The following is a 21310-nucleotide window of genomic DNA, read 5'->3' as shown; positions in this document are numbered from 1 at the left end:
CGCGCTCCTCTTCGGAGCGATCGCGCGCGGCACCACGACGATCACCGGCTTCCAGGGCGGGCGCGACAACCGCGCGACGCTCGCCGCCTGCCGCGCGCTCGGCGTCGCGATCGCGGAGCGCGGCGAGACGTTGACGATCTCCGGATCGGGGTTCGGCGGATTGCGCGCCGCCGCCGGCGACATCGATTGCGAGAACTCGGGCACCACCATGCGGCTCCTGACCGGCGTGCTGGCGGGACGTCCGTTCACGAGCCGCCTGACCGGCGACGCCTCGCTGCTGCGCCGGCCGATGCGGCGCGTGATCGAGCCGCTCTCGCGCATGGGTGCCGTGATCACGAGCGAGCCGGGCGACGGCCGCGCGCCGCTCCGCATCGAAGGTCGCGCGCTGCACGCCGCCGACCACACGCTCGCGGTCGCGAGCGCGCAGGTGAAGTCGGCGATCCTGCTGGCAGGCCTGCGCGCGCGCGGGCGGACCATGGTCACCGAGCCGCTCCCGACCCGCGACCACACCGAGCGCATGCTTCGCCACATGGGCGTAGAGGTCGCGAGTGAGGGACGGCAGGTGAGCGTCGGCGGCGGGGCGCCGCTTCGGCCGCTCACGATCGCCGTGCCGGGAGATCCCTCGTCGGCAGCGTTCTTCCTCGTGGCCGCGTTGCTGACGCCGGGTTCGGAGCTGCGGGTTCGGCACGTCGGGACGAATCCGCTCCGCATCGGTGCCGTCGAGATCCTGCGCCGGATGGGCGCCCGGATCGATCTCGACCGCGCGGGCCAAGAGGCCGGCGAGCCACACGCCGATCTCGTCGTGCGCGCCGCCGAGCTACACGGCACGACGATCGCGGCGCACGAGGTGCCGGGCGCGATCGACGAGCTCCCGATCCTGGCGGTCGCGGGTGCTTTCGCCGACGGGGAGACACGGGTCGAGGGTGCCGCCGAGCTGCGCGTGAAGGAGAGCGACCGCATCGGTGCACTCGAGCAGCTCCGGAGCCTCGGCATATCGATCGAAACGAGACCGGACGGATTCACGGTGCAAGGTGATCCACGGCGCACGCTCGGCGGCGGATCGATCGTGACCCACGGTGATCACCGCATCGCGATGGCCTTCGCGATCGCGGGCCTGCGCAGCCGCGACGGTATCGTGATCGACGACCCCGACTGCGCCGGCGTTTCGTTCCCCGGCTTCTTCGACCAGCTCACCGCCCTCGGCGGCGTCGTGGAGGGCGCGTGAGCGCCCGACGCCCAGCGGAGGAGGGCCGCGCAGCGGCTCGACGCACGGGGGCAGTCGTGCGGATGTGCGAAGCGCACGCGCTGTCACCGGAGGGCGCGTGAGCGCCCGACGCGCATCGGAGCACGGCGCCGCAGGCGCCGGGCGCACGGGCGCAGTTGGCGGGTGCCGGCCGGCACCCGGGGTGGATCGGGAGGGCGCGTGAGCGCCCGCCGTACGGGGGCCATCGTGGTCGCGATCGACGGGCCGGCGGGGGCCGGCAAGTCGACGGCCAGCCGCGCCCTCGCCGACCGCCTCGGGTTCCGTCACATCGACACGGGGGCGATGTATCGGGTCGTGGGGGTGCTGGCGCGCGACCGGGGCGTGGCTCCCGACGACGACGAGGCGCTGCGGCGGCTCGTGGACGGGATCGCCTTCGACGAGGTTGGCGAGCGCATCGTCGTGGGCGGGCAGGACCTGAGTAGGGCCATTCGCGAGGGGGACGCAGGCGAGTGGGCCTCCAAGGTCTCGACCCGCCCGGTGGTGCGCGAGCGCCTGGTGGCGCTACAGCGTCGCGTGGGGCTCGCCGGCGATTGCGTCATGGAAGGGCGCGACATCGGCACGGTCGTGTTTCCCGACGCCCCGGTCAAGGTGTTTCTCAGCGCGGCGCCACGCGAGCGGGCGCGCCGCCGTGCCGTCGATCTTCGCACGCAGGGAGAGCACGTCGACGAAGAGGCGCTGGCCGAGGCCATCACGGAGCGCGATCGACGTGACAGTGAGCGTGCGACGTCTCCGCTGCGTCCCGCCGCGGACGCCGTCATCCTCGATACGACCACGATGACCCTCGATGCGGTGGTGGGCCGCCTCGAGGCGATGGTGCGACCCCTCGTGGCGACCCGGGACGGCTCCGAGCGCTAAGCCGCGGGAACGACGAGCGTTCGCCCTTGAATCCCCGGAACGACGGGGCTATGAGGTCTCGGTTGCGCCCGCGCCCTGCAGATCATTTCCGCGCACAGGGGGTACCCGTTTGATGCCCGAATGGACCGACAAGCCCGGCCACCCGGCCGGCGCCGAAGAGGATTTCGCCGCCCTCTTCGAGCAAAGCCTGAAGAGCCCGAAGCCGGGCGAAGTGGTGAGCGGCCGCATCGTGCGCCTCGGACGCGACACGGTGACCATCGACATTGGCTACAAGTGCGAGGGCGAAGTTCCGCTGCACGAATTCACGAGCCGCGAGAGCGGGCTCGCGGTTCATGAGGGCGACAACGTCGACGTCTACTTCGAAGGCACGGATTCCGACACCGGACAGATCCATCTCTCGCGCGCGAAGGCGCTGCAGTTCGTCGTCTGGCGCGACATCGAGCGCGCCTTCGAGTCCGAGGGTGCGGTCGAGGGCATGATCGTCGGGAAGGTGAAGGGCGGCCTCAAGGTCGACATCGGCGTGCCCGCCTTCCTCCCCGGCTCGCATGCGGACATCCGCCCGGCGCGCAACCTCGACCGCTACATCGGACAGCGCGGGCGCTTCGCGATCCTCAAGTTCAACCGCTCGCGCGGCAACGTCGTCGTGTCGCGGCGCTCGGTGCTCGAGCGCGAGCGGACGCAGCTGAAGGGCGAGACGCTGAAGGTGCTCGAAGAGGGCGTCATCCTCGAAGGCACGGTGAAGAACATCACCGACTACGGCGCCTTCGTCGACCTGGGCGGCATCGACGGGCTCCTGCACGTGACCGACATGTCGTGGGCGCGCGTCGGGCATCCGTCCGAGGTCGTGAACGTCGGCGACAAGGTGAAGGTCGTCGTGCTCAAGTACGACTCCGAACGCGAACGGGTCTCGCTCGGCATGAAGCAGATCATGCCCGACCCCTGGACGACCGTCGCCGATCGCTTCCCGATCAGCAGCCGCATCCACGGCAAGGTCGTCTCGCTCGCGGACTACGGCGCCTTCGTCGAGCTGGAGCCGGGCCTCGAGGGTCTGATCCACGTCTCCGAGATGTCGTGGACCAAGCGCGTGACGCACCCCTCGAAGGTGCTCGAGGTCGGCCAGGAGGTCGACGTCCAGGTGCTCGACGTCGACGCCGTGAACCGGCGCATCTCGCTCGGCCTGAAGCAGACCGAGCCGAATCCGTGGGAGATGGTCCGGATCAACCACCCGGTCGGCAGCCGCATCTCGGGCAAGGTGAAGAGCATCACCGACTTCGGTCTCTTCGTCGAGCTCACCGAGGGCATCGACGGTCTCGTGCACGTCTCCGACCTGCACTGGACGAAGAAGATCAAGCACCCCTCCGAGATCTTCAAGAAGGGTGACGACGTCGAAGCGGTCGTGCTCGGCATCGACGTCGACAACGAGCGCATCTCGCTCGGCATCAAGCAGCTCACGGAAGATCCGTGGGCGGCGGTGCCGAAGCGCTACCCGACCGGGACGCGCGTGCGGGGCACCGTCACCAGCGTCACCGACTTCGGCGTCTTCGCGCAGATCGAAGAGGGCGTCGAGGGGCTCATCCACGTCTCCCAGCTCTCGACCGAACGGGTCGATCGCCCCGCGTCGATCTACAAGGTGGGCGACGAGATCGAGGCCGAGGTCACGCAGGTCGACGCGCGCGAGAAGCGGATCGCCCTCTCGATCAAGGCGCTGCGGCGCAGCGAGGAGCGGGACGAGGTCGACGCCTACCTGCGGCGCGAGCGCGAGAGCGGCAAGTTCTCGTTGGCCGACGTGTTCGGCGACGAGCTCGAAGCGCGCGACAAGGGCAAGGCCTAAGCGCGGCGACCGGCGATGCCACAACGGCGGCCCTGGCTGCGACGGCTCGGCTTTCTCACGCTGATCGCCCTCGGCCTCGTCGGCGCGGCGGCGATCGTCGAGCGGTTCACGGGCGACGGTCTGACGCTCGGGCCGGTGGTCGCGGTCGTGGAGGTCCAGGGCGTCATCAGCGACGCCGAGCCCATCTGCGACACGCTGGCGTCACTCGCCAAGGACGCGCGCGTGGGCGCGGTCGTGGTGCGCATCGAGTCGCCCGGCGGCGGTGTGGCGCCCTCGCAGGAGATCTACGAGGAGATCGAGCGGCTGCGCGCGACCAAGCCCGTCATCGCGTCGCTCGGCAACGTCGCCGCCTCGGGTGGCTACTACGTGGCGGCGGCGACGAACACGATCGTCGCGGCCGCCGGCACGCTGACCGGATCGATCGGCGTCATCATGGAGTTCCGGCAGCTCGAACAGCTCGCTCAGAAGGTCGGCGTCGGCGAGGACATCGTGAAGAGCGGGCCGTACAAGGACATCGGGCACCCGCTGCGTCCCATGACGGAGGCGGAGCGAAAGCTGCTGCAAGGCATGGTGAACGACGTCTACGAGCAGTTCGTCGACGCGGTCGCGCGGGGACGTGGCATGGCCCCCGAGCGCGTGCGCGAGCTCGCCGACGGCCGGCTCTACTCCGGGCAGCAGGCAAAAGAGGCCGGGCTGGTCGACGAGCTCGGCGGCCTCAATACGGCGGTGCGACTCGCATGGACGCGCGCCGGTGGAACGGGCGAGCCGAGCGTGCGGCGCGTCAAGGGACCCTGGCGCCCCTGGTGGCTGGATCTCGTCGGATCGCTCGCGCGTCCCTCGCCGGCGGGGCTTGGCGGCGGACTTCTGTTCCTGTACGGGGGACCCACACCGCAATGACCAAGCGGGATCTCATCGAGGAGCTCCTGAAGCAGTTTCCGCGTTTCGCGCGTCGCGACGCCGAGGTCATGGTCAACGCGGTCTTCGACAGCATGACCGAAGCGCTGTGTCGGGGCGATCGCATCGAGATCCGCGGCTTCGGCAGCTTCGTCGTGAAGCGGCGTCAGGCGCGCGAGGGCCGCAATCCCAAGACCGGCGCGCTCGTCTCCGTGCAGGCGAAGAGCGTGCCGTTCTTCAAGGTGGGGAAGGAGCTGCGTCTGCGCGTTGACGGCAAGCCGTGGATGCCCGACGACGCCGCGGCGCTCTAGCGCGTGGATGTCCTCTGGGCCCCCTGGCGGATGGCCTACGTGACCGCCACGGCGCCGCCGAGCGGGTGCATCTTCTGCGTGGGTGAGGGCGGCGACCGCGAGCGGCTCGTGCTCGGCACCACGGCTGCGTCGATCGTCATGCTGAACCGATATCCGTACGCGAGCGGTCACCTGATGGTGGCGCCGCGACGGCACACCGCGTCGCTCCCGGACCTGCCGGCGGACGAGCACGCGGAGCTCGCAGACACGCTGCGGCGGAGCCTCGCCACGTTGTGCGAGGTGCTCGCGCCCCACGGCGTCAATCTCGGCATGAACCTCGGCACGTGTGCCGGCGCGGGCATCGCCGACCACCTCCATTGGCACATCGTCCCGCGCTGGACGGGCGACACGAACTTCATGACGTCGGTCGCCGAGGCGCGGGTCATGCCCCAGCACCTGCTGGAGACGTACGACCGCCTGCGGCCGCCGTTCGCGTGGCTGGACCGTGCAGGCTGACTGCGTATAATCCCGCGCGGCGAGGACGGCGTGGAGAGACGAGATCAACCACAAACGCTCGGCGCGCTCGTGGCGTCGGGCTATCGACCCCAATCGGTGCGAGCCGAGATGCGTCGCAATCTACTGCGGCGGCTCGCCACCAACGACGCGCTCATTCCGGGCATCATCGGCTACGACGACACGGTGATCCCGGAGATCGAGAACGCGATCCTCGCCGGGCACCACATCGTGTTCCTCGGCGAGCGTGGGCAGGGCAAGAGCCGGATCATCCGCGGCCTCATGGGGCTGCTCGATCCGCTCGTGCCGGCCATCGAAGGCTGCGCCATCAACGACGAGCCGACCGCGCCGGTGTGCAGCGTGTGCCGGCGCCGCCGCGCCGCCGAGGGCGACGCACTGCCGATCACGTGGATCACGCCCGACCAGCGCTACGGCGAGAAGCTCGCGACGCCCGACGTGTCGATGGCCGACCTCGTCGGTGAGGTCGACCCGATCAAGGTCGCCGAGGGGCGCTATCTCGCGGACGAGGACACGATCCACTTCGGGCTGATCCCGCGCACCAACCGCGGCATCTTCGCGGTGAACGAGCTGCCCGATCTGACCGAGAAGGTGCAGGTCGGTCTCTTCAACCTGATGGAAGAGAAGGACGTCCAGATCAAAGGCTACAAGATCCGCCTGCCGCTCGACATCGTGATCCTGGCGTCCGCGAACCCCGAGGACTACACGAGCCGCGGTCGCATCATCACGCCGCTGAAGGACCGCTTCGACGTCCAGATCCGCACGCACTATCCGCGCACGCTCGACGAGGAGATCGCCATCGTCGATCAGGAGGTGGCGGTGTTCGAGCGCGCCGATCTGCCCATCCGCGTGCCGGTCTTCATGAAGGAGATCGTGGCGCAGCTCACGATGGAGGCGCGTGCGTCGAGCGAGATCAATCAGGCCTCCGGCGTCAGCGTGCGGGTCACGATCAACAACTTCGAGACGCTCGTGTCGAACGCCGAGAAGCGGGCGGTGCGCCTCGGCGAGCCGGAGATCGTCCCGCGCCTCACCGACCTGCCGGCCATGACGGCGTCGACGGCGGGGAAGGTCGAGCTCGAGTACGGGGGCGAGGACAAGAGCGAAGGCGACCTCGTCGAGCGGCTCATCAACCGCGCCGTCTCGAAGATCTGGGAGAAGTACCTCGGGCTCGAGCACTGCGAGCGGATCGTGGCGCACTTCGAAGCGGGATGGGGCGTCGAGGTGTCGGACCGCATGCGCGCCGAGGAGTACCAGGAAGGGCTGAGGCAGATCCCGGGCCTGGGCGACGCGGTCGCGCGGCTCGTGGGTCCGGTCGAGAGCCCCGGGCTCCTCGCCGCGGCCACCGAGCTCGTTCTCGAAGGGCTGCACCTCCACCAGAAGCTCAACAAGGAGCGCGAGGGCGGCCGGACGACGTACCGGGCCTGAGCCGCCGCGGCGATGCTGCGGGTACGCTACACGGCCTGGGACGGAACGCAGCAGATCCGTCTCACGGCCGATCAGATCTTCGACAAGCTCGCGGACTACCTCTCGTACACCGACGACGTCGCGCACGCCCTCGACTGGCTCATGCATCAGGGCCTCGAGTGGGAGGGGATCCGCGTCCTCGGGCTCGACGATCTTCTCGAGGAGCTGCGCAACGCCATGCGCGAGCGCTTCCAGGACGTCCACCTGCGCGACGCGTTCGAGGAGCTGCGCCGGCGCCTGGAGGACGTGCTCGACCAGGAGCGGGAGACGCTGGACGAGCTCGACGATGCGGAGAAGGCGGCGGCCAAGCGCGCCCGGCTGGATCAGCTCGCCTCCCGTCTCTCGGAGAGCCTCGAGCAGCTCCGGGACTACGAGTTCGAGGACGAGCGTGCCCGGGGCATGTTCGAGGAATTGCTCGACGAGCTGGAGAACATCCGGCAGCTCGAGGAGTTCCAGCGCCGCTACGGCGATCTCCTGCGCGGGCAGCGCGGGCTGTCGTTCGACGAAGCGGTCGAGCTCATGCGCGAGATGGAGCGCTGGAAGGCGCTCGAGGACGCGCTCCTCTCCGGCAACCTCGACATGATCGATCCGGACGAGCTGCGCGCGCTGCTCGGCACCGAGGCCGCTCAGAGCCTGCAGTTGCTCCGCAACGTGGTCGCGATGCTCTCGCAGGCCGGCTACCTCGGACAACGCGAGGGGCGGACGCGGCTCACGCCGAAGGGCGTTCGCAAGCTCGGACAGCTCGCGCTCCGCGACATCTACCAGGGGCTCTTGAAGGATCGCAGCGGCGGCCACGAGAGCGATCACCGCGGTGCGACGCAGATCCGGCCCGAGGAGAGCCGCGCCTACCGGTTCGGCGACCCGTTCCAGCTCGAGCTCGTCGCCACCCTCAAGCACGCGCTCGTACGCGGTGGCACGCCGCTGCGCCTCGCGCCCGACGACTTCCAGGTCTTCGCGGCGGAGCGGACGACGACCAGCTCGACCGTGCTCCTGCTCGACATGAGCTGGTCGATGTCCTGGGAGGGACGCTTCGCGGCTGCGAAACGGGTGGCGCTCGCGCTCGAGAGCCTCATCCGCTCGAAGTTCCCGCGCGACTACTTCGCCATCGTCGGCTTCTTCACGCGGGCGGTCGAGCTGAAGCTGCGCGATCTCCCCGAGGCGAGCTGGAACATGGGCGACCCGTTCACGAACCTGCAGGACGGGTTGCGGCTCGCCTCCGAGCTGCTCGCGCGCCACCCGAGCCCGAACCAGCACATCATCGTCATCACCGACGGGCAGCCGACGGCCTACTTCCTGCGCGGGCGCCTGTACTGCGAATGGCCGCTCTCGTTCGGCGGCATCAGCATGCGGGCGGCGCAGGAGACCCTGAAGGAGGTCGAGCGCGTCACGCGACGCGGGATCGTGATCAACACCTTCATGCTCGACGACAGCCCGAGTCTCCGCGCCTTCGTCGAGCGCATGACGCGCATCAACAAGGGGCGCGCGCTCTACACCCGCCCCGATCGCCTCGGCGAATACCTGCTGGTCGACTACATCGCGAAGAAGAAGAAGCGCGTGTGAAGGGCGCGCTGCTCCAGCAGTACCTGCGCGTCAAGGCCGAGCACCGCGAAGCGATCCTCCTCTTCCGGCTGGGGGACTTCTACGAGATGTTCTTCGACGACGCCGCGACGGCGTCGCGCGTGTGCGATCTCACGCTGACCGCGCGCAACCGCGGCGAGCCCGACGAGGTCCCCCTGTGCGGGTTCCCCGCCCACGCGAGCCAACCCTACATCGCCCGCCTGCTCGCAGCCGGCCACGCCGTCGCCATCTGCGAGCAGGGCGAACAGCCGCGCGGGCGGGGCCTCATGGACCGGCAGGTGATCCGCGTGATCACGCCGGGGACGATCCTCGAGGAGGAGAGCCTCGACCCCTCCGCCCCGAGCCTGCTCGCCGCCGTCGCGTCGGACGGCCGCCGCTACGCCGTCGCGTCGATCGACTTCGCCACCGGAGCCTTTCGCGTGACCGAGGTGGACGACGCGCACGCGCTGCGCGAAGAGATCGGGCGGCTCGCGCCGCGGGAGCTGCTGCTGGACGGCGACCTCGATCCGGCGTTCGCCGACGCGCTGCAGACGTCCGGGGCGTGGGCGACGGCCGCGTTGCCAGCCGGGGCACCGGACGCGGAGCTGCCACCGCTCTCGGGGCGCGCCGCCGGCGGAGCGCTGGCGTACGTCGAGCGGGTCTACCGCCGGCGGCCGGCGCACCTGCGGCGGCCGGAGCCGTATGCGCTCGCCGGGCATCTCGCCCTCGATGCGGCGACGCGGCGGAACCTCGAGCTGCTCGAGACGCTGCGCGGCGAGCGGCGGGGCTCGCTCATCTGGGTGCTCGATCGGAGCGAGACGCCGATGGGCGCGCGGCGCCTACGCGCCTGGCTCGTCTATCCGCTCCTCGACCCGGCCGAGATCGGTCGGCGACTCGACGCCGTCGAACGCCTGGTCGAGGCGTCCGACGTGCGGACGCGACTGCGCGAAGCCCTCCACGGCGTCGGCGACCTCGAGCGCCTCGTCGGTCGCGTCGGCGCGCGCACCGCGAGCCCACGCGATCTGGGTGCGCTCGCGGCGACGCTCGATCGGGTCGCACGGGCGCGCGAGATCCTGGCGGAGGAGGGCGGGGCGCTGCTCGCGCGGTCAAGCGCGTCGCTCGACGCGCTGCCCGAGACGGCGGCGGAGATCCGCGCGACCCTCGTCGACGCGCCCCCGCCGCACACGCGCATTCCCGGCTACATCCGGGGTGGGCGGCACGCGGAGGTCGACGCGTTGCGCGAGATTGCGATCGGCGGCAAGAGCTGGCTCGCGCGCTTCGAGACCGACGAGCGCCGGCGCACCGGCATCCCCTCGCTCAAGGTCCGCTACAACAAGGTCTTCGGCTACTACGTGGAGGTGACGAAGGCGAACCTCGGCGCGGTACCGAACGACTACGAGCGCAAGCAGACGCTGGTCGGCGCGGAACGCTTCATCACCCCGGCTTTGAAGGACTACGAGGTGAAGGTGCTGGGCGCCGAGGAGCGGCTGCGCGCCCTGGAGCAACACCTCTTCGACGGCCTGCTGGACGGAGTGGCAGCGCACCATCCGACGCTCGTGCGGACGGCGGATGCGCTCGCGACCCTCGACGCGCTCGCGGCGCTCGCCGAGGTGGCGCATCGTGAGGGATGGGTGCGACCGCGCATCGTCGCCACGCCGACGATCCGGATCACCGCCGGCCGCCATCCCGTCATCGAGGCGGTGAGCACGACCCCCTTCGTCCCGAACGACGTCGTCCTCGACGCCGACGCCGAGCAGATCCTCCTCATCACCGGGCCCAACATGGGCGGCAAGTCGACGTACCTCCGCCAGGTCGCGCTCGCCGTCATCCTGGCGCAGACGGGCAGCTTCGTCCCCGCCGTCGAGGCCGAGATCGGTCTCGCGGATCGGGTGTTCACGCGCGTCGGCGCGAGCGACAATCTGGTCGGCGGCGAGTCGACGTTCATGGTCGAGATGCGGGAGACGGCGCACATCCTCGCGAACCTCTCGCCGCGGAGCCTCGTCGTCCTCGACGAGATCGGCCGGGGGACGAGCACGTTCGACGGGATCTCGATCGCGTGGGCGGTGGCCGAGCACCTCCACGAAGCGCCCGAGCGGCCGCGGACCCTGTTCGCGACGCACTACCACGAGCTGACGGAGCTCGCCGCTGAGCTGAGCCGCGTGCGGAACCTCTCCGTCGCGGTCGCGGAGTGGAAGGGCGACATCGTGTTCGTGCGGCGGATCGTCCCCGGCCCGTCGTCGCGGAGCTACGGCGTCGAGGTCGCGAAGCTCGCGGGCGTTCCGGCGCCGGTCGTGGCGCGCGCGCGCGAGCTCCTGGCGCGCCTGGAGGTCGGGCATCACGCGGGCGGGTCGCCACGAGCACCCGGTACGACGGCGACCCAGCTGAGCCTCTTCACCGCCGGCGACGAGGCGCTGCGGCGTGAGCTCGCCACGCTGGCTCCGGAGCGGATGACGCCGATGGAAGCCATCGCCGTGCTGGCCGGGCTCGTCGAGCGGGCGCGTTCCTAGTCGGATCCAGCCGAGGCGGTCTCTCGGTCCGGTCGCTCCTTGATTACCCCGCCGGCCCTCCCGTATCCTGCGTGCCGTGGGGTTGCGGGGAGGGTGGGCGGCCGTGGTTGCCGGGCTGTGCGTAGCGCTGTCCGCCTACGCCGAGGCGCCGCGCGAGCTGCGACGCATCGACCTCAAGCCGGCGCCCGACGGTACCGTCGTCGTGATCGAGCTGTCGCGGCCCTCCATTCCGCGCTTCGGCGTCGTACGGGACGAGCAAGGGCGGCTGCAGCGGATCCACGTCGACCTTCCGGCCGGCACGACGCTGGCTCCGGGCGTGACGCGCCAGGGCGCGAGCGACCCGCCGGTGGCTCGGGTTCGCGTCGGCCTCGTCGACGAGCGGCCGCGCGTCGTGATCGAGGTCGACGGCGCGCGCGACTACCGCATCGAGCGGGATGCGGAGCCGGGCACGATCGCGTTGTCGGTCATCGGCGCGCGTGCATCGCCGGCCGGCGCGAGCGCGGCGCCGCCTGCCGAACCGGGTCGCGCCGTGAAGATCCCACCACCGCAACGTGCCGAGGCGCCACGACCTCGATCCGCGAAGCGGTCGCCCCCTCTGAAGATCGTCCTCGATCCCGGTCACGGCGGCGACGATCCCGGGGCCGAGGGCTTCGCCGTCGAGAAGGAGGCGACGCTCGACATCGCACGGCGCCTGGCGACGCTCCTGCGCGCGCGGCTGCGCGCCGAGATCGTGCTGACGCGTGACGATGATGCGACCCTGCCACTGAAGGACCGCACGGCGCTCGCCAACGCCGAGGACGCAGACCTCTTCGTTTCGATCCACGCCAACGCGAATCCCACCGGAACGCTACGCGGGGTCGAGACCTACTATCTCGACAACTCGACGGATCGCGGGACGTTGCGCCTGGCGGAAATGGAGAACGGCCTCGACCTCCTCAAGCCGAAGGCCGGCAGCTCCGACCTGCGCTACATCCTGTCGGACCTCGTCCAGGTGGGAAAGCTCGGCGAATCCGCCCGTCTCGCGCGCAGCATCCAGCGCGGCGTCGTCGCCGAGCTCCGGCGCAACTACACCGGCGTCGTCGACCTCGGCGTGAAGCGGGGGCCGTTCTACGTGCTCGTGGGCGCGTACATGCCGTGCGTGCTGGTGGAGACGGCGTTCGTGAGCCATCCCGTCGAAGGCCGCCGCCTCGCGCGCGAGGACTACCGCCAGGAGATCGCCGTCGGGCTCTACACGGGTATCGCCCGCTACCTCGACGAGGGGTCGCGCCGGCGCACGCTCTGATGCTGGAGGCAGGGCGGCCCGCGCGCTATGGTCGTGGGACGCGACGACGCGCCGAGCCATGATTCTCGCTGCCACGCCGGCGTTCACGCCGCTCTCGGTCACCAGGACCCTGCCGCGCGTCGAGGGCGACGTCGACGCCGGGCCGCAGCTCGCCCGCTCGTTCATCGAGCACGCCCGCAGCGAGATCCGGGCCCGCCACGATGCCGGCGCGAGCGGCCTCGAGGTCGTCGCGGCCTACACGGACGCCATCGATCACCTGGTCCGGTTCCTGTACGGCAACGCGACCCTGCACTACCAGGCGCGCCACCCCCTCATCACGCAGCGCTGCGCGATCCTCGCCCAGGGCGGCTACGGGCGCGGCGAGCTGAATCCGTACTCCGACATCGACCTGCTCGTGCTCTACCCCTGGAAGGTGACGCCGTACGTCGAGACGGTCGCCGACGCCATTCTCTATCCGCTGTGGGACGGCGGCCTCCAGGTCGGGCACGCGCTGCGCAACGTGCGCGAGTGCGCCAGCTGGGCGGCGCGCGACATGAAGGCCAAGACGGCCATCCTCGACGCGCGCTACCTGTGCGGCGACGAGTCGGTGTTCGCCGAGTTCGACGCCGAGATGCGCGAGCACGTGTGGTCCGCGAACCAGGCGGGTTTCGTGCGGGAGAAGCTCGCCGAGAGCACCGAGCGTCACGAGAAGGCCGGCGACACGATCTACCTGCTACAGCCGCAGCTGAAGGACGGGAAGGGCGGGCTGCGCGATCTCCACACGGCGCTCTGGATGGCGAAGGTGCGCTTCCGGGTGCGGACGTTCCGCGAGCTGATCGCCTGCAACGTGTTGTCGGAGCGCGAGGTGCAGGAGCTCGAGGGCGCGCTCGACTTCCTGTGGCGCGTGCGCAACGGCATGCACCTCGCCACCGGCGCGCATCAGGATCTCCTCACCTTCGACCTGCAGGAGCAGCTGGCGAGCAGCTTCGGCTTCGGGGAGGGTCCGGACGGCCGCGAGGCCTTCATGCGCGCGTACTACACGCACGCCACGACCGCGAACCGGGTGAGCGAGGCGGTGATCGGCCGCTGCGTGCAGTCGGCCGAACCCTATCGGGGTCGGCTCTCGGTCCGCACGATCCGCGAGGGGATGCGCATCGTACGCGGCACGCTCGCGGTCGCCGGCCGCCAGGTCTTCGCGGACGACCCGGTGACCCTGGTCGAGGTCTTCCTCGAGGCGCAACGGCATCACGTGGAGCTGGCGGAAGGGACGCAGGAGCTGGTGCGCGACAATGCGGCGCGCCTGGAGCCGGTGCGGGCCGATCCCCGCGCGGCGCGGGCCTTCCGATCGATCATGCGCGCCAAGCACGGCGTCGCGACGACGCTGTCGGCGATGCACCATCTCGGGATCCTGAAGGTGATGGTCCCGGAGTTCGCGCACCTCGAATGCCTGATCAGCCACGATCCCTTCCACATCTACACCGTGGACCACCACACCCTGGTCGGCGTGCGCGAGATCGAGCGGCTGCGCGACGGCGAGTTCGTCGATTCGCTCCCTCACCTGACCGAAGTCGTGCGCGAGCTGCCGCAGCCCGAGATCCTCACCATGGGGATGCTCTTCCACGACATCGGCAAGGGGTGGGCCGACAATCATCCGGCGCGCGGCGCGCGGATGATGCAGCCGCTCGGCGTGCGCCTCGGCTTGCACGAGGACGAGACCGCCGCCACCGAGTTCCTCGTGCGCGAGCACCTGACGATGTCGCACCTGGCCCAGCACCGCGACGTCGACGACGATCGGCTCGTGGTCGACTTCTGCCGGACCTGCGGGAGCGTCGAGAATCTGCAGCGGCTGTACGTGCTCACCTACGCCGACATGCGGTCGGTCGCGCCCGGGGTGTGGAACAACTGGCGCGGAACGCTTGTGACGGAGCTGTACGTCCGTGCGCGCGAGGTCTTCGAGCTGGGCGAGTTCGTTCCCGAGGACCGCAGCGCGCGGGCCGGTCGCATCCGCGCGCGCGTGCGGAGCGCCGCACCCGCGACCGCCGCCGGCGCCGTCGAGCATCTGACCGACACCATGCCCGACGGCTACTTCCTCTCCACACCCGAGGACGTGGTGATCGAGCACGCCGAGCTGCTGCGCCGGCTCGAGGAGCGCGAAGCCGAGGGCGAGAGCCCGGTCGTCGTCATGCACCGGGCGGACTTCCCCGAGCGCGACTTCACGGAGCTCGCGATCTGCACGCGCGATCGGCCGGGGCTGTTCGCGATGATCACCGGCGTGCTCGCGGCCGAGGGCCTGAACATCCTGGCCGCGCGCATCGCGACGAGCCGCGACGGCGTGGCGCTCGACGCTTTTCGCACGACGCGCCCGAGCGACGACCCGGACCTCGACCAGGAGCGCTGGGAGCGGGTCGGCGAGACGCTCCGCGACGTGCTGCGGGGCGACGTCGACGTCGAGCAGCTCGTGCAGCGCTCGGCGCGCCCGTGGCTCCTGCGCAAGCGCGGGCGTCCGATCGCGAGCACCGTCGAGATCGACAACTCGGTGTCCGACGCCTTCACGGTCCTCGACGTCACGACGGCCGACCGCGTGGGGCTGCTCTTCACCATCACGAACCGCCTCTACCACCTGTGGGTGCAGATCCACCTGGCCAAGGTGACGACGATGGTCACGCAGGCCCTCGATGCGTTCTACGTGACCGATGCGGAGGGGCGGAAGATCGAGGACCCCGTGCGCCTCGAGCGGATTCGGATGGAGCTGCTCGAAGCCCTCGACGGCGCTGCCGAGGCGGCGCGGCCGGCGGCCGCCGGAGGCTGAGCGGTGGCGCGGCGGGGGAGCGATCTCGACGGCGCGATCGATGCCTACCTCGATCACCTCGCGACCGAGCGCGGGCTCGCACGGCGCTCGATCGAAGCGTACGGCCGGGACCTGACGGCATTCGCCCGGACCGCGGCCGCCCGCTCCGGACGGCGGCCGGGCGGTGTCGATGCGGCGCTCGTCCGGGCGCACTTGGCGAGCCTCTCGGCACGAGGGCTCAGCCCGCGCAGCCAGGCCCGCGCACTCGCGGCCATCCGCGGGCTCGTGCGCTATCTCGCGCGCGAGGGCGAGGGCGACGCGGGGGCGATCCGCGACCTCAGCGTACGCCGGCCGCCGTCTCGACTCCCGGGAGCGCTCGGAGCGGCCGACGTCACCCGGCTGGTCGAGGAGACGCCCGTCGGGGGCCGCCGCCCGCTTCGGGATCGGGCGATGCTGGAGCTCATGTACGCGACGGGCCTGCGCGTGAGCGAGATCGCACAGCTGACGGGAGCGCAGCTCCGGCTGGAGGAGGGGTTCGTCAGCGTCGTGGGAAAGGGTGGCAAGGAGCGGGTCGTCCCCCTCGGGCGGCGGGCCCGGGAGGCGCTCGCGGTCTACCTGGCCGAGGAGCGCCCGCGTCTCACGGGCCGGCGCCCGAGCGCGCACGTGTTCGTGCGGCCGGGGGGCAAGCCCCTCAGCCGCCAGTCGATCTGGAAGCTGGTGCGCCGCCGAGCCCGGTCGGCGGGTGTCGTCGCGCGGGTGTCGCCGCACACCCTGCGCCACACGTTCGCCACGCATCTCCTGGGGGGCGGCGCCGACCTCCGCGTCGTGCAGGCGCTGCTCGGCCACGTCGACATCGGGACGACCCAGATCTATACCCACGTGGCCCCCGAGCGCCTGCGCAGCGTGCACCGGCGGCATCACCCGCGCGCCTGAAAACCCCCGAATTTCCGAAGGCCTTTGTTGCGCCGCCGGGGGTGGGCCGGTACACTCCGCCCGTTCGAATGGATCCGTCGTCATCGGCCCGACGTCCGGGCGTGCTCGTGGCGGCGGTCGTTGACGGCGAGGTGGGGTGCGGGGTGGCAGGCGCGACGGCAGCGGACGGGCGGCGGGACCTCCCATGACGGCCCAGACGATCGTCAGCGGCGCCCGTCCCACGGGACAGCTCCACCTCGGCAACTACCACGGTGCCATCAAGAACTGGGTGCGCCTCCAGCAGGAGCACCGTTGCCTGTTCTTCGTGGCCGACTGGCACGCCCTCACGACCGACTGGGCGGCGAGTGCCGACATCGCCCGCAACACGATCGAGATGGTCCTCGACTGGCTCGCGATCGGGATCGATCCCGACCGCTGTGTGATCTTCCAGCAGTCGGCCGTGAAGGCGCACGCCGAGCTGTACCTGCTGCTCGGGATGCTGGTGCCGGTGCCCTGGCTCGAGCGGAATCCGACCTACAAGGAGCAGCAGCAGCAGCTCGATGGACGCGACCTCTCGACCTTCGGCTTCCTCGGCTACCCGGTGCTGCAGGCCGCCGACGTCCTCATCTACAAGGCGACGGCCGTGCCGGTCGGGATCGACCAGGCACCGCACATCGAGCTCGCGCGTGAGATCGCACGGCGCTTCAACGGGACCTACCGGCAGATCTTTCCGGAGCCCCAGACGCTGCTCACCGAGACCCCGAAGATCGTCGGGACCGACGGGCGCAAGATGAGCAAGAGCTACGGCAACGCCGTCTTCCTCACCGAGGATCCCGCGGAGATCGACAAGAAGCTCTCGCGCATGGTGACCGACCCGCGCCGCGCACGCCGAACCGATCCCGGCGATCCGAACGACTGCCCGGCGTACCAGTCGCTGCATCGCACGTATTGCACCGACGAGGAGCTCCGCTGGGCGGCCGAAGGCTGCCGCACGGCCGGCATCGGCTGCCTCGAGTGCAAGAAGGTGATGATCAAGCACGTGATCGAGGAGCTGGCGCCGATCCGGGCGCGGCGGGCGAAGCTGAAGCCCGCAGACGCGGAGGCGGTGCTCGCCGCCGGCAACGAGAAGGCGCGGGCGATCGCCGAAACGACGATGGCCGAGGTCCGTACGGCGATGGGGCTCGGATGAGCGCGCCCTGCACCGTCAAGCTCGACCTGTTCGAGGGGCCACTCGATCTCCTCCTGCACCTCATCAAGAAGAACGAGGTGCAGATCGTCGACATCCCGATCGCGAGCATCACCGACCAGTACCTGGCGATGATCGAGGGGCTGCCCGAGCTGAACCTCGACAACGCGGGCGAGTACCTGGTGATGGCGGCGACGCTCATGGTGATCAAGAGCCGGATGCTGCTCCCGAGCGAGCCGGGCGAGGACGACGAGCTGGAGGAGGACCCGCGCAGCGAGCTCGTCCAGCAGCTCCTCGAATACCAGCGCTATCGAGAGAGCGCGGGCCATCTGGCGAGCCGTCCGCTCCTGCAGCGCGACGTATTCGCGACGCCCGGCGAGTCCGCGAGCGCGGTGGGTGGCGAGCCCGATGGGCCGCCCGTCCGCGACGCGACGCTCGGCGATCTGCTCGAAGCGCTGCGTGGCGTGCTCGAGCGCATCGCGAAGCCACGGCCCCACGAGATCCAGCGGCCGATGCGCTCGGTGGCGGAGTGCGTGCAGCTGATCCTCTCGCACTTCGCCCTGGCGGAGCGGGTCGAGTTCGGAGAGCTTTTCGAGCCCGAAACGACGCGCGCGGACGTGATCGTCACGTTCCTGGCGCTGCTCGAGCTCGTGCGGCTGCGGGTCGTCCGGGCCCAGCAGGAGGAGCGGTTCGGGTCGATCTCGCTGATACTCGGCGTGGCGACCATCGCGGAGGCGGTTGAACGAGCCCGCGACATCAGCCAGTTCGAATCGTGGCGGGGAGGAGAGGCGGCACATGAACTCACAGGCAGCTGAGATCTTGATCGAGAGCGACGACGTCGACGAGCAGGACGGAACCGAGGTCGTCGCGTCGGAGGACGAACCGGAGGTGCCCACCGAGCGGCGAGCGGCCGACGCCGCCGCGGACGTGGCGCGTCTCGTCCCGCTGCTGGAGGGCATCCTCTTCGCGGCGGGTGAGCCGGTATCCATCACGCGGCTGGTCGACGCCCTCGACGGGCCCGATCGGCGCGAGGTGGTCCGCGCGCTCGATCTGCTCGGGGAGCGCCTCGAAGAGGAAGGACGGGGGCTGCGGCTGGTCCGTGTCGCCGGCGGGTATCAGCTGCGGACGCTCGCCGAGCACGGGCCGTGGATCCGCCGTCTGCTCGGCGGCAAGCCACCGCGGCTCTCGCGCGCCATGCTGGAGACGCTCGCGATCATCGCCTACCGGCAGCCCTGCACGCGGCCCGAGATCGAGGCAATCCGCGGCGTCGACGTCGACGCGGTGCTGTCGACCCTGCTCGAACGCCGCATGATCCGGATCGTCGGGCGCAAGGACGCGCCGGGCCGGCCCATCCTCTACGCCACCACCAAGGAGTTCCTCGAGGTCTTCAGTCTCCCCGATCTCGACGCGCTGCCGCCGCTGAAGGACCTGGGCGAGCTCGCCGAAGCGTTCACCGGCGCCGCGGACGCCGGCGCGAACGGGAGCGGTGCGGGCGAGCCCGCGGCGGCCGAGGCCGATGGCGTCCCGGACGTCCCGACCGACCGGGAGGAGTGAGCAGGCAGGCGAGCGCCTGCAGAAGCTCCTCTCGCGCGCCGGCGTCGCGTCGCGGCGGCACGCCGAAGCGTTGATCCTGGGCGGCCGCGTCGCCGTGAATGGCCGCGTGGCGACCGAGCTGGGTACGCGCGCGGACCCGCGGATCGACGTGATCACCGTGGACGGCGAGCGCCTCGTCTTCGGTGGGCCACGCCGGACGATCGTCTTCCACAAGCCGCGTGGGATGGTCGCGACGATGTCCGACCCGGAGGGACGAGCGACGGTGCGCGACGTCGTCGCGGGGCTCGGCGAACGTCTCTACCCGATCGGACGGCTCGATCTGCAGACGAGCGGCCTGCTGCTGCTCACCAACGACGGCGCGCTCGCCGCGAGTCTTCTCGCGGGCGAGCGCGGGCTCGAGCGCGTGTATCACGTGAAGGTGGACGGGCGTCCGTCCGCCGAGGGGCTGGCGCGCCTGCGCCGCGGCGTGCGCCTCGGGGACGGCCCGCCGGTCGTGGCCACGGTGCGTGTCCTTCGCGAGCGGCCGACGAAGACGTGGCTCGAGATCGGCGTGCGGCGCGGCCAGTGGCACGTCGTGCGGCGGCTCTGCGAGACGATCGGGCATCCGGTCGACAAGCTCGCGCGTGTGGCCTTCGGGCCGGTGCGACTCGGCGACCTTCCGCCGGGCGCGTGCCGGAACCTGACGAGGCACGAAATGGTCGCGCTGCGGGAAGCGGCTGGCCTCAGCGCGCCGGCGGGCGGCGGCGGGTCAGCCCCGGGAGCTGCACCCCGAGCGCGAGACAGGCGACCGCGAAGACCAGCGCCAGGAGCGGAACGGAGACGGCGACCTCGACCGCGTAACGCCCGATAGGCGCTATGGGCAGGTGGGACTGCAGGAGGGCGGCGAGCCCGACGCCGGCGGCGGCCATCACGGCGGCCGCCAGGACGATCCGCAGCAGCGTGCGCGACATGCCTCCGCCGAGCGGGCCGATGCGGCGTCGCAGGAAGACGTAGAGCAGGCCGCAGTTCCCCAGGGCGACCGCGGACGTCGACAGCGCGAGACCCACGTGGCCGAGGCCGAACCCGCGCACGAGCGTCCAGTTGAGGACGAGGTTCACCGCGATCGAGATCAGCGCGACGCGCATGGGCGTCCGCGCGTCGTCGAGGGCGTAGAACGCCGGCGCCAGCACCTTGATGCCTGCGTAGCCCGCGAGGCCGACGGCGTACCCGGCCAGCGCCTGCGCCGCCGCCGCGGTGTCGGCGGGGCCGAAGCGGCCGTGCTGGTAGAGGAGGCCGATCACCGGAACGCCGAGCTGGGCGAGCCCCACGGCCGCAGGGACGCACAGGAGGGCGATCAGCTCGAGCGACTGGCGGAGCGTGTCCTTGAGCGCGCGGGTCTCGCCTTGCGCCACCTGGCGCGAGAGCGCCGGCAGCGCCACCGTTCCGATGGCGACGCCGAAGAGACCGATCGGCAGCTGCATCAGCCGGAAGGCCACGTTCAGCCACGAGACCGGGCCGTCACCGAGGTACGAGGCGAAGTTGCTGTTGACGAAGACGTTCACCTGCACGGCCGCGGCGCCGATCGTCGCCGGGGCCATGAGCCGCAGCACCTGCCGGACGCCGGGGTCGGAGACGGAGAGCAGGGGGCGATAGCGAAAGCCCACGGTCCGCAGTGAGGGCAGCTGCACCAGGAGCTGACAGAGCCCGCCGATCAGCGTGCCGATGGCCATGCCGGTGATGGCGCGCTCGGCCAGCGCGCTGCGGGTCTCCGGGGCGAGGCCCTGAAGCGACGTGGAAAGGCCGCGCATGTACTCGGGCGCCAGCCACCACGCGCAGGCGAGGCCGCCCACGACGGAGCCGAGGTTGAAGAACGTCGACGCGGCGGCGGGGACGCCGAAGCGGTTGCGCGTGTTGAGGATGCCCATCGCGACGGCTGCGAGCGCGACCAGCAGCAGGAAGGGGAACATGATGCGGGCGAGGTGGATCGTGAGGGCGGTCTTCCCGGGGATGGCCTCGAACCCCGGTGCGATCGCGTGCGTGATGGCCGGCGCGACCGCGATGCCGGCGACGCAGAGGACGCCCACGATGAGCCCGAGCGCGTTCACGACGAGGTTCGCCAGGCGCCACGCGGCGGCCTCTCCGCGCAGCGTCAGCTCCTGCGTGAAGGTGGTCACGAACGCGGCGCTGAGGGCCCCCTCGGCGAAGAGATCGCGGAGGAGATTCGGGATGCGGAACGCCGTGACGAAGGCGTCGAGCTCGCGGCCCGCACCGAAGCAGATGGCGAAGACCTGCTCGCGGACGAGCCCGAGCACGCGGCTCGAGAGGACGGCGGCCGAGACGATGCCGGCGCGGCGCGCAAGCTGCTGTCGACCCCCTGCCGCCGCTCCGCTCATCCCCGAGATCGCTCGATATGCCAGAGCCGAGCGTGCCTGCAAGG

General features: G+C 70.9%; 16 protein-coding genes and 1 pseudogene. 16 read left to right on the top strand and 1 reads right to left on the bottom strand.

Annotation, left to right across the window (positions count from 1 at the left end; genetic code table 11):
• The 16 genes from aroA to VMS22_25920 form a co-directional block, all read left to right on the top strand.
• On the top strand, positions 1 to 1225 hold a 1225-nt coding region (gene aroA, locus VMS22_25995; protein HXJ37494.1), incomplete at its 5' end, for a 3-phosphoshikimate 1-carboxyvinyltransferase.
• A gap of 198 nt (positions 1226 to 1423) precedes the next feature.
• On the top strand, positions 1424 to 2119 hold the full coding sequence (gene cmk, locus VMS22_25990; protein ID HXJ37493.1) for a (d)CMP kinase: 696 nt from the start codon (positions 1424 to 1426) through the stop codon (positions 2117 to 2119).
• 112 nt (positions 2120 to 2231) lie between these two features.
• The gene (locus VMS22_25985) at positions 2232 to 3950 is read left to right on the top strand and encodes a 30S ribosomal protein S1 (GenBank protein HXJ37492.1); all 1719 of its coding nucleotides are present in this window, start codon (positions 2232 to 2234) and stop codon (positions 3948 to 3950) included.
• A gap of 15 nt (positions 3951 to 3965) precedes the next feature.
• Positions 3966 to 4847 (top strand): signal peptide peptidase SppA, encoded by an 882-nt coding sequence (gene sppA / locus VMS22_25980; GenBank protein ID HXJ37491.1) that lies wholly within the window; start codon positions 3966 to 3968, stop codon positions 4845 to 4847.
• Positions 4844 to 5155 carry an integration host factor subunit beta gene (locus tag VMS22_25975; GenBank protein ID HXJ37490.1) on the top strand — a complete coding sequence of 104 codons (312 nt, stop codon included), beginning with the start codon at positions 4844 to 4846 and terminating at the stop codon, positions 5153 to 5155. The genes sppA and VMS22_25975 overlap by 4 nt, the downstream gene beginning before the upstream one ends.
• 3 nt (positions 5156 to 5158) lie before the next feature.
• A complete protein-coding gene (locus VMS22_25970) occupies positions 5159 to 5650 on the top strand; it encodes an HIT domain-containing protein (protein ID HXJ37489.1) in 492 nt (163 codons plus the stop codon).
• A gap of 108 nt (positions 5651 to 5758) precedes the next feature.
• The gene (locus VMS22_25965; GenBank protein ID HXJ37488.1) at positions 5759 to 7090 is read left to right on the top strand and encodes a magnesium chelatase; all 1332 of its coding nucleotides are present in this window, start codon (positions 5759 to 5761) and stop codon (positions 7088 to 7090) included.
• 12 nt (positions 7091 to 7102) lie between these two features.
• Positions 7103 to 8689, top strand: a complete 1587-nt coding sequence (locus VMS22_25960; GenBank protein HXJ37487.1) for a VWA domain-containing protein — start codon at positions 7103 to 7105, stop codon at positions 8687 to 8689.
• Positions 8686 to 11193 (top strand): DNA mismatch repair protein MutS, encoded by a 2508-nt coding sequence (gene mutS / locus VMS22_25955; protein ID HXJ37486.1) that lies wholly within the window; start codon positions 8686 to 8688, stop codon positions 11191 to 11193. The genes VMS22_25960 and mutS overlap by 4 nt, the downstream gene beginning before the upstream one ends.
• 103 nt (positions 11194 to 11296) lie before the next feature.
• Entirely contained in the window at positions 11297 to 12475 is a 1179-nt protein-coding gene (locus VMS22_25950; protein HXJ37485.1) for an N-acetylmuramoyl-L-alanine amidase, read from the top strand.
• Between the two features lie 58 nt (positions 12476 to 12533).
• Entirely contained in the window at positions 12534 to 15263 is a 2730-nt protein-coding gene (gene glnD, locus VMS22_25945) for a [protein-PII] uridylyltransferase (GenBank protein HXJ37484.1), read from the top strand.
• Between the two features lie 3 nt (positions 15264 to 15266).
• Entirely contained in the window at positions 15267 to 16175 is a 909-nt protein-coding gene (locus VMS22_25940; protein HXJ37483.1) for a site-specific tyrosine recombinase XerD, read from the top strand.
• Between the two features lie 184 nt (positions 16176 to 16359).
• Entirely contained in the window at positions 16360 to 17343 is a 984-nt protein-coding gene (trpS, locus tag VMS22_25935) for a tryptophan--tRNA ligase (GenBank protein HXJ37482.1), read from the top strand.
• The gene (locus VMS22_25930; GenBank protein HXJ37481.1) at positions 17340 to 18155 is read left to right on the top strand and encodes a segregation/condensation protein A; all 816 of its coding nucleotides are present in this window, start codon (positions 17340 to 17342) and stop codon (positions 18153 to 18155) included. The genes trpS and VMS22_25930 overlap by 4 nt, the downstream gene beginning before the upstream one ends.
• Positions 18136 to 18894, top strand: a complete 759-nt coding sequence (gene scpB, locus VMS22_25925; protein HXJ37480.1) for an SMC-Scp complex subunit ScpB — start codon at positions 18136 to 18138, stop codon at positions 18892 to 18894. The genes VMS22_25930 and scpB overlap by 20 nt, the downstream gene beginning before the upstream one ends.
• On the top strand, positions 18857 to 19744 hold the full coding sequence (locus VMS22_25920) for a pseudouridine synthase (protein ID HXJ37479.1): 888 nt from the start codon (positions 18857 to 18859) through the stop codon (positions 19742 to 19744). Before scpB ends, VMS22_25920 begins: the two co-directional genes overlap by 38 nt.
• On the opposite strand, the pseudogene murJ reads toward VMS22_25920, so the two are convergent.
• Positions 19719 to 21266, bottom strand: a pseudogene (murJ, locus tag VMS22_25915) (murein biosynthesis integral membrane protein MurJ). The gene VMS22_25920 and the pseudogene murJ overlap by 26 nt on opposite strands.
• Between the last annotated feature and the right edge of the window lie 44 nt (positions 21267 to 21310).

The sequence above is a fragment of the Candidatus Eisenbacteria bacterium genome (assembly GCA_035577985.1).
Taxonomy (GTDB): domain Bacteria; phylum Desulfobacterota; class Binatia; order DP-6; family DP-6; genus DATJZY01.
This window is presented reverse-complemented; position numbering and strand designations above follow the sequence as displayed.